The following is a 16,442-nucleotide window of genomic DNA, read 5'->3' as shown; positions in this document are numbered from 1 at the left end:
GCGGGTCGGTCGTCAGATCCCCACTCGGCGCGCGGGCTCGCCGGGATCACGTCCACCGCTGCTGACCACCGCGGCGGTCGCAGCCAGCACGGCGACCGAGACCAGGGCAGCCAGCTGCGCGCCCGCGGAATGTCCGGCGTAGCCGTCCACCGATCGCCACGGGTGCCGGCACAACACCGCACCGGCCAGGATCAGCCCGCCGGAGCTCAAACCGAGCCGGATCGCGTCGAATGCGCGCTGCCGATGGCGCAGCGCGAACATCGCGATCAGCGCCGCCCCGAACACGACGGCGCCGGCGGCACCGGCGATCAGGGTGCCGACCGCGAGCACGGCGATCCCCAGCTGCCCGCGGCTGGGCTGCCAGGGCCGCGCCGGCGGGCCGGGGCTGCGGATCCGCCGTGTCGGCCACCAGGCCAGCAGGGCCAGCAGCGGCAGTAGGGCCAGCCCGCCGGCCATCCCCAGGCGGTACATCCGGTTGGGGCCGAACGTCAACGTGACCGTGCCGTCCGTACCGGCGGGAACCACCCAGCCCTGCTGCCAACCGTTGACCGCGACCGGGACCAGTCGGCTGCCGTCGGTTGTGCGTGCCACCCAACCGCGGTTGATGCTCTCCGGAACGACCAACACCCGGGTTGCCGGCGCGTCGGATACCGTCACCTCGCGCCGGGCGGGACTCCACGTGCCGACGACGGCGGGTGTCGTCGCGGTGCTGACTGCATCGCGGGTTGCCAGCGGCCCGGACAGCGTGGCGCTGTCGACGACGAACGCCGAACCCGGACTGATCAACAGTTCCTGCGCCCCGGGCGGCAGCGCGATCGGTCGCTGATCGCAGGGCTGGGCGCGCACCGGCTCGTCATCGAGCAAGGCGCCCACGGTGGTGGTGATCGAGGTGTGCACGAACCGGCCGGCGATCGCGACGATCGGGCCGTGGCCGCAATCGACGGTGACCTGGCGCGACCGGTTGCGGGCGGGGTCTGCGGGAGCGATCGGCCGGCCGTTGACGCCGAGCACGCTCACGTCGGCCAGCCCGGGCGGTTTGAGCTGGTCGAAGCCGATCGCGGTGCGGTCGATCACGTCCTGCCAACCCAGCAGACTGATCGAGACGGTGTCGGTCACCCGCGGCTGCAGCCGTACCCGCTGCTCGTCGGAGTCCGCCAGTTCCCGGACCTGCGGGCCCGAGCCGAGGTCGATGGCCACCAGCGTGGGCCGCGCCGGTAACGGGGACCTACTGGCGGTGAACCGCAATCCGGCCACCTCGACCGGGCGCGGCAACGTGATGGTCAGGGTCGGCGGGGAGCGGTGGGCGACCACCCGCTGCGACGCGGTCCACGCGGTGCCCGGATCACCGTCCGCGGCGGCGTATGCCGACCCGAGCACGTCGAGCACGTCGGCGTCACCGCGGGCCCTCGCCGCGCCCGGCTCGGCGATCAGGTCGACCAGGTGGGGGCTCTGCCGTGGCCGCACCCACACCGTCGGGGTCACCGAGATGGGCTGCGGCACGTTCAGGGTGCGGCTGAAGGTGGCGGGTTCCTCGGGCTCCAGCATCATCGATGCCGCGCAGCGGACGGCGTCCGAGGCGGCGGCACAGCCGGCCCGGCCGGGCAGGCCCGCCCCGAGATCCCATTGCGACACCCGCGCACCCGCCGGTGGGGCCGGTACGAGCGCGGTGTGGCGCAGGTCGACGGGATGCGCGTAACCCGAGGCGTCGTACTGGGTGACCGACAGGTCGGTGATGCCGAATTGCACCCCGGGGGAACCGTCTTCGGTTCCTGATGCGGTGATCCGCACCCACGGCGTCTCGCCGTAGGGCAGCGCGGCGGTCAGCGGCTCGCCGGCGCGGTCGAACCGCAGCGTGGTGGTGCCGTTGACGGTGGAGATCTGGATCCGCCGTACCTGCGCGCCGACGGCCGTCGCGCTGGGGGTCACGGTGATGGTGCCGTTGGTCAACGGGTGGTCGAAGTCGATCTGCAGCCATTGGCCGACCGCCGACTGCAGCGCGTTGGACACCCAGGCAGTGCCCGAGTCGCCGTCGATGGCGGCGGCCGGGGACGTCGACGGCGCCACGTCGGGCAGCGCGGTGGCGTCCGAGGACGAACTCGACGCGGTGATCCGGCCGCCGATCCAGCCGCCGAACACCGTGGCGGCGCCGGGCGTCGGATAGTCCGGCACCCGGCTGTGGGTGTGGCGGGCGTCGCCGGCGGCCCGCAGCGTCGAAGAGTGGTCGTCGACGCGGCCGTAGTCGGTCTCGCGGGCCAGCGGCGTGTCGGTGACAGTGATCCCGCCGTTTCGCGGGGCACCGAGCCCGGCTCGGCGCGCGTCGGCCGTCATCAGTACCGGACCCAGCACCGGATCGCCGCGCAACCGGCGATGCTCGTCGAGCCGCAGCAGCACCTCCGGGCCGCCCGCGACGCGCTGCATCGCATCGAGGTCGGCCAGATACGGTGCGCCCGGGTTCGCTCCGGCTGCCGGGTCACCGACCCGGTAGATCTCGATCGCCGGATAGGCCGGGCGCAATCCGCTGTCGGAGACGAATCCGGGCACCGTGCCCGACCCCACCGGGTCGCCGAACTGGGCCACGCGGTGTAGCCCCGGCGAGCCGTCGACGGCGCGGTGAACCAGCAGCGGCCGGGCCGACCGCGAGGTGTCGGGGTCCAGGTCGTTGCGCACCACGAGATAGGAAATGCCTTGGCGGGCAAGGGTGTCGGCCAGCCCGGCCGAGGGGCGGCCGGCGGCGAAGAGCCGCTGCACCGAGTCCAGCGCCCGGATGGTCTGCGGCGGGGTCAGCGGAATGGAGTCGCGCACCCCCCAGGGACCGCCCGCTGTCTCACTGAGCACCTGCAGCGGCTCGTCGTGACTGGTGCCCCAGGTCTGGGTGGCGAACGGAGCCCCCGGCACCACCAACACCCGGCCCGGCGTCGGGCCGCCGGTGTTGTGATCGCCGAGCCAGGCGGCGGCGTCGCGCCAATACTGCGGCAGATCCTGAAATGTCCCCGGCGGAGTGAGCCGGCCGGTCCAGGCCAGCGACGTGCTGACCATCAGCGCGGTCAGCACCACCAGGCCGACCGCCGCCGCCTTGTGGTGTTCGGGGTGAACGTAGGCACGACGCCACACCGCTGCCGGGGCGCTGCCCGGCAGCGGTATACGGCCCAGCAGATAGGTGACTCCGAGCACCAGCGGGATCCGGATCACCGACTCGAGCTTGTGCACGTTGCGCAGCGGGGCGCCGCCGGCGTCGAGGAAGGTCTGCACGGCGTGGGCCAGCGGCGAACCCAGCCCGCCCGCGTAGCCCACTGCCAGCAGCGTCACCCCGATCAGCAGCATGGTGACCAGCCGCCCGGCGCCCGGTAGTCGCCGGCGCAGCATGCCGGTCAGCCCGGCCAGCCCGGCGGCGGCCACCAGGCAGGTGCCCAGGATCAGCACCGGGCGGGTGACCAGCGGTGCGCCGGCCGTGGCGTTCGGTGCGACGAAGGGCGTCCAACTGTGGGTGCCGCGCAGAATCTCGGTCAGCGACGTCCACCGGGTGGTCACCCCGGCGGATTCGATGAAGTCCAGGAACGGCGGACTGACCCGGCCCAGCAACAGCAGGGCGACCAGCCACCAGGTCACCGCCAGCGCCAGTGCCAGCAGCCACCAGCCGGTGAAGGACCACCAGCGTCGGTTCGGTCGGTGACACAGCCACCAGATGATCGCCGGCAGGCAACCGGCCAGCGTCGCGACGGCGTTGACCGCGCCCATCAGTGCCACCGCCACGCCGGCTTGACCCGCCAGCGCTCGCATCGGGCGCCCCGGCGGCTGGCTACCCGGCGCGCCCAGCGCGCGTATCACCGGCAGCAGCACCCACGGGGCCAGCATCATCGGCAGCGTTTCCGATGAGATCGAGCCCATGGTGGTCAACACCCGCGGCGACAGGGCGAATGCGGCGGCGCCGATCAGCCGTGCCGTGGGGGTGCCGATCCGCAACGTCTCGGCCACCCGCAGCACGCCCCAGAAGCCCACCGTGAGCAGCAGCGCCCACCAGAGTCGCTGAATGATCCAGCCGGGCAGCCCCACGAAGTCACCGAGCAGGAAGAAGGCGCCGTGGGGGAACAGGTAGCCGTAGGCCTGGTTCTGCACCTGACCGAACGGCAGTTCGCTACTCCACAGGTTGACCGCGCGGGTCAGGAACCGCAGCGGATCGGCGGTCAGGTCCAGTTTGGTGTCCGGGGAGATCCGGCCTGGCGCCTGGATGAAAGTGCAGGCCAACGCGACTGCGCCGACCAGCCACAGCCAGCGCCGCGACAACATTGTCACACCCTGCAACTCCGTCTGCGGACGGCCGGAAGTCGACGGCGTCCGCAGGTCAGCCGCGGTTGCCGTATTCCACCCTGTTCAGCACCGAGGACTGCGGGTCGCCCCCGGCGATCTGCGGCTTGGTGTCCTGTTGCACCATCAAGGTCACGCCGAAGACGGCGGCCGCGCCGAGCAGCACCCCGACGACAATGCTGATGGCCGCCGGTACCACGAACCGAGGCATGGTCTGGCTCCTTCCGCAGTCCCGCGACGTGATCTCGGGGCACCAATAACACCGCCCCCGGTGACTCCCGCCCGCCAACGTAGCATGCGCGCCCGGCGTGCCCGGCGGTTCAGCGATCCTCGACGGAGGAGAGGTGAGGCTGGGGCCGCCGCATGAGCACGGCGGTTCAGCGATCCTCGACGGAGGAGAGGTGAGGCTGGGGCCGCCGCATGAGCCCGGCGGTTCAGCGATCCTCGACGGAGGAGAGGTGAGGCTGGGGCCGCCGCATGAGCCCGGCGGTTCTAGCCGTGACAGCATGGTGCGATGCCTGCATCGCTGACTCGACAACTGCCCGGTCTGCTGTTGGCGGCCGCGTTGCTGCCGGCGCTGACGACAGCCTGCTCCCACCGCACCGAGACTCCCGCGCCGTCGACACAGGCGGAGTCGACGGACACCTCGACAGCCGCCGCGCCGGTTGACCCGGCCTGTAAGCAGCTGGCGGCCCTGCCGATCCGCGACAAGCTCGCGCAGTTGGTGATGGTGGGCGTCCGTGACGCGGCCGACGCGCGCGCGGTGGTCACCGACCACCATGTCGGCGGCATCTTCATCGGCAGCTGGACCGAGCTGTCGATGCTGACCGACGGCTCGCTGACCGAGATCAAGGAAGACCAGGCCGCCGCCGGCCCGCTGCCGCTGGCGGTCAGTGTCGACGAAGAGGGCGGCCGGGTGGCGCGCCTGTCCTCGCTGATCGGGTCCTCGCCGTCTGCCAAGGAGCTGGCGGCTACCCACAGCGCCGCGCAGGTGCGCGAGCTGGCGGCCGAGCGCGGCCGCAAGATGGCCGACCTGGGCATCACCATCGACTTCGCACCCGTGGTCGACGTGGTCGCTGCGGGCACCGACGACGACACCGTGATCGGCGACCGCTCGTTCGGCTCGGACCCGGCCAAGGTCACCGAGTACGCCGGAGCGTACGCGCAGGGACTGCGTGACGCCGGGCTGCTACCGGTACTCAAACACTTCCCCGGCCACGGCCGCGGCTCCGGTGACTCGCACACCGCCGGGGCGGTGGCCACGCCACCGCTGGCGCAGCTGCAGGACAACGACCTGGTGCCGTATCGCACGCTGGTCACCCAGGCACCGGTGGCGGTGATGATGGGACACCTGGAAGTGCCCGGCCTGACCGAGGACCCGGCCAGCCTGAGTCCGGCCGCGGTCAGCCTGTTGCGCACCGGCACCGACTATCACGGCCCGGCGTTCTCCGGACTGGTGTTCACCGATGACCTGTCATCGATGGCCGCCATCACCGAGCACTACGGCGTCGCCGATGCGGTGTTACGAAGCCTGCGGGCCGGCGTGGACATCGCGCTGTGGGTCACCACCGACGAGGTGCCGGCGGTGTTGGACCGGCTGGAGCAGGCGGTGGCGGCGGGCGAGCTGAAGCGGGAGGCGATCGATGCCTCGTTGGCGCGGTTGGCGGCGGTCAAGAAACCCGGAACGCACTGCCACGGCTGATACCGTCACCGCCGGACACGAAGTTACTCTTCGGTAAGATCGTGCCGCAGAAGGTACGCGGAAGGAACCCCGAGGCGATGGCGGCTGGTAGTAAGCGGTTACCGCGGGCTGTGCGTGAACAGCAGATGCTCGACGCCGCGGTGCAGATGTTCTCGATCAACGGCTATCACGAGACCTCGATGGACTCGATCGCAGCGGCGGCCCAGATTTCCAAGCCGATGCTCTACCTGTACTACGGCTCCAAGGAGGAACTCTTCGGGGCGTGTCTGGATCGTGAGCTGGCGCGCTTCGTCGAGACGGTACGCACCAGCATCGACTTCCAGCAGAGCCCGAAAGACCTGTTGCGGAACACGATCCGGTCGTTCCTGCACTACATCGACACCAACCGGGCGTCTTGGATCGTGATGTATTCGCAGGCCACCAGTTCGCAGGCGTTCGCCCACACCGTGCGGGAGGGCCGCGAGCGGATCGTCGAGTTGGTCGGCCGGCTGTTGCGGGCCGGCACCCGCAACCCCGAGCCCGGCGTCGACTTCGACATGATGGCGGTCGCACTGGTCGGCGCCGGCGAGGCGATCGCCAGCCGGGTCAGCACGGGCGACACCGACGTCGACGAGGCGGGCGAGCTGATGATCGACCTGTTCTGGCGTGGCCTCAAGGAGGCACCCGGCGGCCGTGACGGCGCCGAGAGCGCCGCCGCGGGATAGTCCGGCGCGTCAGGCCGCGAAGAGCTCCTGGAACTCGGCGGTGATCTCCGAGATCGCCTGGTTGATCACGATGTATTCGAACCCGAGGGCGATGCTGCCCAACCCGAACAGGCCGGCGATCGGCATGCCGAGCGCGTTGAGGATGTCTCCCGAACCGAGTTCCTGCACGAACAGATTGGCGGCGTAGGCCGGAGCCGTCGTGAGCAAGGCGTTGACGAGATCCGCGGTCGGAAGCAGCGCGGCGTAAGCGGCGCTGGCCGCGCCGGTGAACGCATTGACGATGTCGGTGAAGCTGGGCATCGAGAACGCCGCGATATCGGCTGCCGGGGCGCCCAACAGCTCCGCCGCGCTCGGGAACGACAGGTTCGACAGATCGCTGATGAAGTCGTTGATGCCCTGCCGGGCGCCGTTGCCCAGCGCCGTGAGCACCTCGCCCCAGTCGAGGTCGGTCGGGAACAGCGAGTACGGCGTGGCGATATCGGCAGGGCCGGGATCCCAGCCGTTGGTGATGCTGCCGTAGCCCAGGTTCACCAGGATCCGTGTCGTGGGTTCCAGCAGGTCGTAGAGCGGCTGTCCGATCACCGGAATCGACTGCAGTGGCGCAAGCAACGGCAGCGTCTCGGTGGGAATCATGAAGTATTCGGTGTTGCCGTTGTAGCCGTCCGAAACCGGCAGTGCGATAGCGGAGGCGAGTTGCTCGGGGGTCATGGACGGGTAGGTGGTGTGCACATACACGATGCCCAGGACGGCGTTGAGGTCGGCGAGCAGGTTGATGGGATAGCGGGGGAAGTCGGCGTAGCCGTCGTATTCTCCGGTGTAAATTGCGGTGTGCCAGGGTATTTCGGCTGGGGTGGCGCCGTTGAAGGTGATGCCCAGGCTCGGGATGGTCGGGTAGCCGCCTTCGGTGAAGACGTTCATCCGCTCGAACAGGCCGCCGTTGGGGTTGTTGGGATCCCCGAGCAGCACGAAGGCCAACTGGTCGGCGGTCGGCTGTTGGTGGGGCGGCAACGCCAGCAGGTCACGCATCACCATGGTCGAAATGGTGGCGCTCTGCGAGGCGCCCAGCACGACGAGATCGTTGCCCGCGGTGATCTCCTTGTCGATGGTCTGATGCAGGATGCTGACGCCCTGCGCCAGCGAGGTGTCGAGCTCCAGGCTCTTGACGCCGCTGTTGGGATACAGGCCCTCCGGGGTGAACAAGCCGTTCATGGCAGCCACCGGGAACAGCGGCTGGCCGGCGAACCACGGGGCTGCGGGATTGATGAAGAGCTCGCTGACGGAATCCAGATAGCTTTGCGGGGGTATCGGTATACCGCTGCCGCCCATGATCCACGACTCGGTGTCCAGCAACTTCGCCGGCGCCGGCAGGGTTCTGGTCCCGGTGGTGGCCGATACCGGGTGCAGCACCGGCAACACGGCCAGTGCGACGGCCGCGGCGATCGCCGCCGGGACGGCACCGAAGGGACGCGCAGTCCGACTGGCCATATCGACCTCCGAAGGCAAGAAGAGCCCTTGGCTGCCCTTACCAGGTGTCTCGGCAAGGACACCGACCCTGACCAGCAGGAATAGCGGCCCTACCCGTGTTCGCTGTTCAGCTGATCAGTAAGATTAGCTGTGATTGAACTGTTGACGCAATAGGGGAATGCGAATGAAACGTGCTTCGCGTGCCGAACAACGTGCCGCCACGCGTAACGCGCTGGTCGGTGCGGCCGTCGAGCTGCTGCGTTGCGCGGGGGTCGCCGCGGTGACCACTCGGCGGGTCGCGGGCGTGGCGGCCGTGTCGCAAAGCACGGTGATGTACCACTTTCCGGCCCGCGACGAGCTGGTGACCGCGGCGGTCGCCCAGCTCGCGCTGGAACTGGCGGACCAGGCCCGCATCCACTTCGAGGAGACCACCGCGGCCGCCACGCTGGACCTAGCTGGTTTCCTCGACCTGGTCTGGCGCGAATTCACCAGCCCGCAAGCGCTTTCGGTAGCGCAGCTATGGGCTGCCTGCTGGATGGATCCGCATGTCGCTGAGACGGTGAAATCGTTGGAGCAACACATCTTTCGCCTAGCCGTCGCCTCCGCCGAAGCGCTACCGGCACCCGCTCCCGGCTTTGACGCGACCGCCTATATGGACACCGTGGTGGTAGTCATCCGTGGGCTGGTGATCGCTATCCCGGTGTGGGGTCTTGACTTCATCAACGCGCATTGGGAGGTCAGCAAAGCCAACCTGCTGGCGGCCGCCGGTGTCCGGAGTTGAGCTAGAGCGCCCGCACCGCACCGGTCAGATACGGATAACCCTTGGCGACGTTGCGCAGCGCCAGGTCCCAGCCGCCCTCGACCCGGTCGACATACAACCCCGGGCTGGCCGGCAGCAGCATCGGCTTGCCGAACTTCACCAGGTACTCCACCGCGTCGGGCAGCGTGCCTTCGATGTTGGCCAGCACCGCTGCCGCGGAGAACATCCCGTGGGCGATCGCGGTCGGGAAGCCGAACAGCTTGGCGCCGATCGAACTGGTGTGGATCGGGTTGTGGTCACCGCCGGCCGAGGCGTAGCGCCGGATCCGGCCCGGCGTGACCCGCAGCACCGCATTGGGCGGTCCCAACTTGGGCTGTTTAGCCGGCGGCGGCTTCGGCTCGTCGGACAGGCTGGTGCGCTGCTGGTGCAGGAATGTCGTCACCTGATGCCAGGCCGGGTCGTTGCCGACGTTGATGTCGGTGACGATGTCGACCAGCAGACCCTTGCGATGCTCGCGCAGGTTCTCCGCGTGCACGCTGACCCCGACGGTGTCGGTGACCGCGATCGGGCGGTGCTGGACGATCCGGTTCTCGGTGTGCACCGAACCCATTGCGGCGAACGGGAAATCGAATGCGGTCGCCAGCTCCATCACCGTCGGGAACGTCAGGGCGAACGGGTAGGTCAGCGGCACCTGATCGCCGTAGCGCAGCCCGGTGACCGCAGCGTACTCGGCGACGTGGCCGGCGTCGATGGCCAGCTCGTCGACCCGCAGCGTGCGGTCCGGCACGGTGCCGGTGCGTGGCACGAATGGCAGCGCCCCGGCGACCGCGCGCAACATGTTCTTGGTACCACTTGGTTGAGTCATGTCATGCCCCCAGCATGGCCTGGCCGCAGACCCGGATCGTGTTGCCGGTCACCGCATTCGAGGCCGGGCTGGCGAAGTAGCCGATCAGCTCGGCGACGTCGACGGGCTGGCCGCCCTGGAACAGCGAGTTGAGCCGGCGGCCGACCTCGCGGGTGGCCAGCGGAATGGCTGCCGTCATCTCGGTTTCGATGAATCCGGGGGCGACGGCGTTGATGGTGATTCCCTTGGCGGCCAACTCCGGCGCCAGCGCCTCGGTCAGCCCGATCATGCCGGCCTTGGTGGCCGCATAGTTCGTCTGACCACGGTTGCCGGCGATGCCGGCCATCGACGACAGGCCGATCACCCGGCCGCCCTCGCCGATGCTGCCGTTGCCCACCAAACCCTCGGTAAGCCGTTGCGGGGCAAGCAGGTTGACCGCCAGCACCGCGTTCCAGCGGGCGTCATCCATGTTGGCCAGCAGCTTGTCGCGGGTGATGCCGGCGTTGTTGACCAAGATGTCGGCCTTGCCGTCATAGTGCTCTTTGAGATGGGCGGCGATCTGCGCGACCGCGTCGTCGGCGGTGACGTCTAAGGCCAGCGCGGTGCCGCCCACCCGGGTGGCCGTCTTCTCCAGCGCTTCGGCCGCGCCCGGCACGTCGATCGCCACCACCTTGGCGCCGTCGCGGGCGAACACCTCGGCGATGGTGGCCCCGATACCGCGCGCGGCGCCGGTGATGATGGCCACCTTGCCCTCCAGCGGGCGGTCCCAGTCGGCGGGGGCGGTCGCGTCGTCGGCGCCGACGTAGAACACCTGCCCGTCGACGTAAGCGGAGCGGGCCGAGAGGATGAACCGCATCGTCGATTCCAGGCCGGTGGCGCCCGGCTTGGCGTCCGCCGACAGGTACACCAGCTGCACGGTGGCGCCGCGCTGCAGCTCCTTGCCCAGCGAGCGGGTGAAGCCTTCCAGTGCGCGCTGGGCGATCCGCTCGTCAACGCTGCCGGTCGCATCCGGCGTGGTGCCCACCACGACGAGCCGGCCGCAGCGGCCCACGTTGCGCAGCAGTGGGGTGAAGAACTCGTGCAGCGCGGTCAACCCGGCCGGTGACGTGATGCCGGTGGCATCGAAGACCAGCCCGCCGAACGAGTCGGCCCAGCGGCCACCGAGGTTGTCGCCGACCACCTCGTAGTCGCCGGCCAGCGCGGTGCGCAGCGGCTCGGCGACCCGGCCTTCGCCGCCGATCAGCAGCGGCCCGGCCAGCGGCGGCTCGCCGACCCGGTAGCGGCGCAGCGTCTCGGCCTGGGGAACGCCCAGTTGTTTGGACAGGAACGATCCGGGGGCGGAGTTCAGGATCTGGGACAACAGGTCGGTCGGGAGTTTGGGGGCCAGTTTAGGGGCCATCGTGCTGCCTTCCATGTGGGGACGTGCCTGGTGCAGGCCACGGTGTCGACAACGAACTTACTCCAGAGTAAGAATACTGGGTAGTATCACCCCGATCGTCCCGCCGGTGCGGGGCGCCCGACCACCAGACGGAGAGATCGTGGCATCTGGATCTGCTGCTAAGCCCACACCCGCCGACACCGGCACGCGACGTCGCGTCGCCGTCCTCGGTGGCAACCGCATCCCGTTCGCACGCTCGGACGGCGCCTACGCCAGCGCGTCCAACCAAGACATGTTCACCGCGGCACTCGGTGGCCTGGTCGACCGGTTCGGCCTGGCCGGCGAGAAGCTGGACGCGGTGATCGGCGGCGCCGTGCTCAAACACAGCCGGGACTTCAACCTGATCCGGGAATGCGTGCTCGGCTCGGCGCTGTCGCCCTACACGCCCGCCTTCGACCTGCAGCAAGCCTGCGGCACCGGGCTGCAGGCGGCGATCTGCGCCGCCGACGGTATCGCCGCCGGTCGCTACGAGGTAGCCGCCGCGGGCGGGGTGGACACCACCTCGGATGCGCCCCTGGAGGTGGGCAACGAACTGCGCCGCACCCTGCTGGCGTTGCGCCGGTCCAAGTCGAACATGGCGCGCCTCAAGCTGGTCGGCAAGCTGCCGGCCACCCTGGGGGTAGAGATCCCAGCCAACAAAGAGAACCGCACCGGGCTGTCCATGGGTGAACACCAGGCGATCACCACCAAGCAGATGGGGATCAAACGGGTCGACCAGGACCAGCTGGCCGCCGCCAGCCACCGCAACATGGCCGCCGCCTACGATCGCGGCTTCTTCGACGACCTGGTCACCCCATTTCAGGGCCTCTACCGCGACAACAACCTGCGGCCCGAGTCGAGCCCGGAGAAGCTGGCCACCCTCAAGCCGGTGTTCGGCGCGAAAGCCGGCGACGCCACCATGACCGCGGGCAACTCCACACCGCTGACCGACGGCGCGTCGGTGGCGCTGCTGGCCAGCGAGGAGTGGGCGGCCGCGCACAAACTGACCCCGCTGGCCTACTTCGTCGACTCCGAGACGGCCGCCGTGGACTACGTCACCGGCCCCGACGGGCTGCTGATGGCGCCGACCTACGCGGTGCCGCGGCTGTTGGCCCGCAACGGTCTTACCCTGCAGGACTTCGACTTCTACGAGATCCATGAGGCATTCGCCTCGACGGTGCTGTGTCACCTGGCGGCGTGGGAGTCGGAGGAATACTGCAAGGAGCGACTGGGACTGGACGCCGCGCTGGGCGCCATCGACCGAGCCAAACTCAACGTCAACGGCTCGTCGCTGGCAGCCGGGCACCCGTTCGCGGCCACCGGCGGGCGGATCGTGGCGCAGGCGGCCAAACAGATCGCCGAGGCCAAGGCGGCGAGGAAGGGCGCCTCGAAGAACAAGCCGGTACGGGCGCTGATCTCGATCTGCGCCGCGGGCGGTCAGGGCGTGGCCGCCATCCTGGAGGGCTAGCGCCCGCGGCGGCGACCAGACCGCCGACCACCAGGTTTGTGCCCGGGTGCCCGCGGGTAGTCAGCAGCACGGTTCGCTCCGCGCGGGCGTCTGGCACCGGGATCGCGGAGCAACCTGCGTCTTGGCCCGCCGCTGGACTGAGGGGATCCAGCGGCGGCCAACTGATCGCGGCTAACCGCGCCGGCTTCGGGGAGCGCCGATCGCTCGGTCCCACAGCAGTAGTGCTCCGGCTTTCAGCTGGCTCGGCGTCGCCAGATCCTTGGCCATCAGCGCGCTCGCCGCGGCCTTGGTCTTCGCCGACGCCTTCGACATGTGCCCGGCGTCGAACGGCGGCTGCGGGTCGTATTCCAGCGACAACTGGATGACCTTCGCGCGGTGCTCGCCGCCGATCCGCCCGGCCAGCCACAGTCCGAGGTCGATGCCGGCCGAGACTCCCGCACAGGTGACGATGTCGCCGGAGTGCACGATGCGTTCGTCTGCGACCGGGGTGACCCCGAACGCCTTCAGGGCGGGCAGCGCCATCCAATGGGAGGTCGCTCGCTTGCCGGCCAGCAGCCCGGCGGCCGCCAGGATGATCGACCCGGAGCACACCGATGCCGTCCAGGTGGCCGTGGAATGGGCTCGCCGCACCCACTCCAGCAGCTTCTGGTCGCGGGCGTGTTCGGTGGTCGTCATGCCGCCCGGTACCAGAATGACGTCGGGGGAGGGGGTTTCGTCGAACGAATGGGTGGCCCCGACGACGAGCACGCCGGAGTCGGCGGTGATCGGCGCGGGCTCGTGCCACAGCAACCGCACCCGGGCATCGGGCAGCCAGCGCAACACCTCGTAGGGTCCGATGAAGTCCAGTGCCGTGAAGCCGGGATACAACACGATGGCGATCTGCATGGGTGTTCCTCTCAGGCGAAGGTCCTGCGGTAGGGGCCCGGTGAGATGCCGAGCCGGCGGATCACGGTGCCGCGCAGGGTTGCTGCGGTGCCGAAGCCGCGGCGGCCCGGTATCGCCAGGCCGGGGTAGCCGAGGACGACGACGTTGCGGGTCACGCCATCAGTGTCAGCCGTAGCTGGGCCCGGCTGCAATGCAACAGGCCCCCGAGGGATCGCCTCGGGGACCTGCGCGGCCTGTGTTGTCGTGGCGTTCTAGAACGCCGCTTCGTCGAGCTCCATGATGTCGTTGTCGATGGCGTCGATCACCGAGCGAGTGCTGGTCAGCAAAGGCAGGAAGTTCTTGGTGAAGAACGATGCCACCGCGATCTTGCCCTCGTAGAAGGCCCGGTCGGCGCCCTCGGCTCCGCCGTCGAGCTTCTCGACGGCCACCGCGGCCTGGCGGGCCAGCAGCCACCCGATCATCAGGTCGCCGACGCTCATCAGGAAGCGCACCGAGCCCAGCCCCACCTTGTAGATGCTGGAGATGTCCTCCTGCGCGGCCATCAGGTAGCCGGTCAGCGTGGCGGCCATGCCCTGCACATCGGCCAGCGCGGTGGCCAGCAGCTCACGCTCCGCCTTGAGCCGGCCGTTGCCGGACTCGTTGGCGATGAACGCCTCGATCTCGCCCGCGACGTGTGCCAGGGCTTGGCCCTTGTCCCGGATGATCTTGCGGAAGAAGAAGTCCTGCGCCTGAATCGCCGTGGTGCCTTCATACAACGAGTCGATCTTGGCGTCACGGATGTACTGCTCGATCGGGTAGTCCTGCAGGAAGCCCGACCCGCCGAGCGTCTGCAGACTCTCGGTGAGCTTGGCGTAGGCCTGCTCGGAGCCGACACCCTTGACGATCGGCAGCATCAGGTCGTTGATGCGGACGGCGAGATCGGGCTCAACGCCGTGCAGCTTCTCGGCCACGGCGGCGTCCTGGTAGGTCGAGGTGTAGAGGTACAGCGCCCGCAGCCCCTCGGCGTAGGCCTTCTGGGTCATCAGCGACCGGCGCACGTCCGGGTGGTGGGTGATGGTCACCCGCGGCGCGGACTTGTCGGTCATCTGGGTCAGATCGGCGCCCTGCACCCGCTCCTTGGCGTACTCCAGTGCGTTGAGGTAGCCGGTGGACAGTGTGGCGATGGCTTTGGTGCCGACCATCATGCGGGCCTGCTCGATCACGTCGAACATCTGCGCGATGCCGTTGTGCACCTCGCCGACCAGCCAGCCCTTGGCCGGCACCCCGTGCTGGCCGAAGGTGAGCTCACAGGTGGCCGAGACCTTCAGCCCCATCTTGTGCTCGACGTTGGTGACGAACACGCCATTGCGCTCGCCGAGCTCACCGGTTTCGAAGTCGAACAGGAACTTCGGCACGAAGAACAGCGACAGGCCCTTGGTGCCGGGCTTGGCGCCCTCGGGGCGGGCCAGCACCAGGTGGAAGATGTTCTCGAACAGGTCGTCGGAGTCAGCCGAGGTGATGAACCGCTTCACGCCGTCGATGTGCCAGGAGCCGTCCTCCTGCTGGACGGCCTTGGTGCGGCCGGCGCCGACATCCGAGCCGGCATCGGGCTCGGTGAGCACCATGGTCGAGCCCCAGCCGCGCTCGGCGGCGATGACGGCCCACTTCTTCTGCTCTTCGGTGGCCACGTGGTAGAAGATGTTGGCGAAGCCGGCACCGCCGGCGTACATCCACACTGCCGGGTTGGCGCCGAGGATGTGTTCGTGTAGCGCCCACATCAGTGCCTTGGGCATCGGCATGCCGCCGAGCGCCTCGTCGATGCCGGCCCGGTCCCAGCCGGCCTCAAGCGTGGCGCGCACCGACTTCTTGAACGACTCGGGCAGCGTCACCGCGTGGGTGGCGGGGTCGAACACCGGGGGGTTGCGGTCGCCGTCGACGAAGGAGTCAGCAATCGGGCCCTCAGCCAGCCGGACCATCTCGCCGAGCATCTCCGTAGCGGTGTCGACGTCCAGGTCGGCGTATTCGCCCTGGCCGAAGACCTGGTCCAGGCCGAAGACCTCGAACAGGTTGAACACCTGGTCACGGACATTGCTCTTGTAGTGGCTCACAGCTTCCTCCTCATGGAATGCCACCTGTGGTTGGGTACTCAGGCTTAAGTTACCCACCAGTAACGTGCCCTGAAATATACCCCGTGGGGACCACAGCGCAAGCCAGTGTGAGCTACATCCTCTTAGCTAACTAACCAACCAGTTGGTCTCACCTGGTCAGGCCTGCTCCGCCGCGGCCGATCCGCCACGGTGGGGAGGCGGCGGGTAGGGTTCTTCAGCGACCAGACCCGACGAGGTAAATGAGTTCCGGTGAGTGCCCACGTGAGTTCTGCGAGCAATCTGACGCCGTCGTCGTTACGGGAGGCGTTCGGCCATTTCCCGTCCGGCGTGGTGGCTGTCGCGGCCGAGGTCGACGGCATCCGGGTCGGGTTGGCCGCCAGCACCTTCGTGCCGGTGTCGCTCGAGCCGCCGCTGGTGTCGTTCTGCGTGCAGAACACCTCGACGACGTGGCCGAAACTCAAGGACTCGCCGCGGCTGGGCATCAGCGTGCTGGGTGAGGCGCACGACATCGCGGCACGCACGCTGGCCGCCAAGACCGGCGACCGGTTCGCCGGGCTGGAGACGGTGACCAACGAAGGCGCGGTCTTCATCAAGGGCACCGGGGTGTGGCTGGGCAGCTCGGTCGAGCAATTGGTGCCCGCCGGCGACCACACCATCGTGGTGCTGCGGGTATGCGACGTGACGGTCGATCCCGAGATCACGCCGATCGTGTTTCACCGCAGCGGTTTCCGGCGGCTCGGTGGCTGATTCCCGCTGCGGTGCGGCATCGCCGGAGGTGCGATGGCCACCGCAGATGTGTTGCTATGGGC

Annotated in this window: 12 protein-coding genes and 1 pseudogene; 5 read left to right on the top strand and 8 right to left on the bottom strand. The window is 69.1% G+C overall.

Translation table 11 applies throughout. The features are described 5' to 3' along the window. Positions 1-12: 12 nt before the first annotated feature. Complete coding sequence (locus ACAG20_RS07580; protein ID WP_370492140.1) at positions 13-4,284, bottom strand: alpha-(1->3)-arabinofuranosyltransferase family protein; 4,272 nt, start codon at positions 4,282-4,284, stop codon at positions 13-15. 55 nt (positions 4,285-4,339) lie between these two features. Then, positions 4,340-4,513 (bottom strand): DUF2613 domain-containing protein, encoded by a 174-nt coding sequence (locus tag ACAG20_RS07575; protein WP_013827163.1) that lies wholly within the window; start codon positions 4,511-4,513, stop codon positions 4,340-4,342. Positions 4,514-4,816: 303 nt separating this feature from the next. On the opposite strand from ACAG20_RS07575, the gene ACAG20_RS07570 reads away from it, so the two are divergent. Next, on the top strand, positions 4,817-6,004 hold the full coding sequence (locus ACAG20_RS07570; protein ID WP_370492139.1) for a glycoside hydrolase family 3 N-terminal domain-containing protein: 1,188 nt from the start codon (positions 4,817-4,819) through the stop codon (positions 6,002-6,004). A gap of 77 nt (positions 6,005-6,081) precedes the next feature. Beyond that, entirely contained in the window at positions 6,082-6,708 is a 627-nt protein-coding gene (locus ACAG20_RS07565) for a TetR/AcrR family transcriptional regulator (RefSeq protein ID WP_041316745.1), read from the top strand. Between the two features lie 9 nt (positions 6,709-6,717). On the opposite strand, the gene ACAG20_RS07560 is transcribed toward ACAG20_RS07565, so the two are convergent. Continuing rightward, positions 6,718-8,193: a PE-PPE domain-containing protein gene (locus ACAG20_RS07560; RefSeq protein ID WP_370492138.1), complete on the bottom strand. Its 1,476-nt coding sequence runs from the start codon at positions 8,191-8,193 to the stop codon at positions 6,718-6,720. A 163-nt stretch (positions 8,194-8,356) separates the two neighbouring features. Between ACAG20_RS07560 and ACAG20_RS07555 the strand changes: the two genes are divergently transcribed. Next, positions 8,357-8,953, top strand: coding sequence for a TetR family transcriptional regulator (locus ACAG20_RS07555; RefSeq protein WP_370492137.1), 597 nt, complete (start codon positions 8,357-8,359; stop codon positions 8,951-8,953). Position 8,954: 1 nt separating this feature from the next. Here ACAG20_RS07555 and ACAG20_RS07550 read toward each other — a convergent pair whose 3' ends face one another. Next, positions 8,955-9,797, bottom strand: coding sequence for a MaoC/PaaZ C-terminal domain-containing protein (locus ACAG20_RS07550; RefSeq protein WP_370492136.1), 843 nt, complete (start codon positions 9,795-9,797; stop codon positions 8,955-8,957). A gap of 1 nt (position 9,798) precedes the next feature. Continuing rightward, positions 9,799-11,163 carry a 3-oxoacyl-ACP reductase gene (locus tag ACAG20_RS07545; protein ID WP_370492329.1) on the bottom strand — a complete coding sequence of 455 codons (1,365 nt, stop codon included), beginning with the start codon at positions 11,161-11,163 and terminating at the stop codon, positions 9,799-9,801. A gap of 151 nt (positions 11,164-11,314) precedes the next feature. Between ACAG20_RS07545 and ACAG20_RS07540 the strand changes: the two genes are divergently transcribed. Continuing rightward, positions 11,315-12,661 (top strand): acetyl-CoA C-acetyltransferase, encoded by a 1,347-nt coding sequence (locus ACAG20_RS07540; RefSeq protein WP_112683913.1) that lies wholly within the window; start codon positions 11,315-11,317, stop codon positions 12,659-12,661. A 171-nt stretch (positions 12,662-12,832) separates the two neighbouring features. Here the strand turns inward: ACAG20_RS07540 and ACAG20_RS07535 are convergent, their stop codons facing one another. From ACAG20_RS07535 to ACAG20_RS07525, 3 genes and pseudogenes are all read right to left on the bottom strand, one after another. Further along, positions 12,833-13,546 carry a DJ-1/PfpI family protein gene (locus tag ACAG20_RS07535; protein ID WP_370492135.1) on the bottom strand — a complete coding sequence of 238 codons (714 nt, stop codon included), beginning with the start codon at positions 13,544-13,546 and terminating at the stop codon, positions 12,833-12,835. Positions 13,547-13,557: 11 nt separating this feature from the next. Then, positions 13,558-13,662 (bottom strand): annotated as a pseudogene (locus tag ACAG20_RS07530) (GlxA family transcriptional regulator); the annotation flags it as partial. A 135-nt stretch (positions 13,663-13,797) separates the two neighbouring features. After that, positions 13,798-15,633 (bottom strand): acyl-CoA dehydrogenase, encoded by a 1,836-nt coding sequence (locus tag ACAG20_RS07525; protein WP_112683936.1) that lies wholly within the window; start codon positions 15,631-15,633, stop codon positions 13,798-13,800. 261 nt (positions 15,634-15,894) lie between these two features. On the opposite strand from ACAG20_RS07525, the gene ACAG20_RS07520 reads away from it, so the two are divergent. Then, positions 15,895-16,380: a flavin reductase family protein gene (locus ACAG20_RS07520; RefSeq protein ID WP_013827174.1), complete on the top strand. Its 486-nt coding sequence runs from the start codon at positions 15,895-15,897 to the stop codon at positions 16,378-16,380. Positions 16,381-16,442 lie beyond the last annotated feature (62 nt).

Source organism: Mycobacterium sp. pW045 (assembly GCF_041287085.1).
In the GTDB taxonomy this organism is placed as follows: Bacteria; Actinomycetota; Actinomycetes; order Mycobacteriales; family Mycobacteriaceae; genus Mycobacterium; species Mycobacterium algericum_A.
This window is presented reverse-complemented; position numbering and strand designations above follow the sequence as displayed.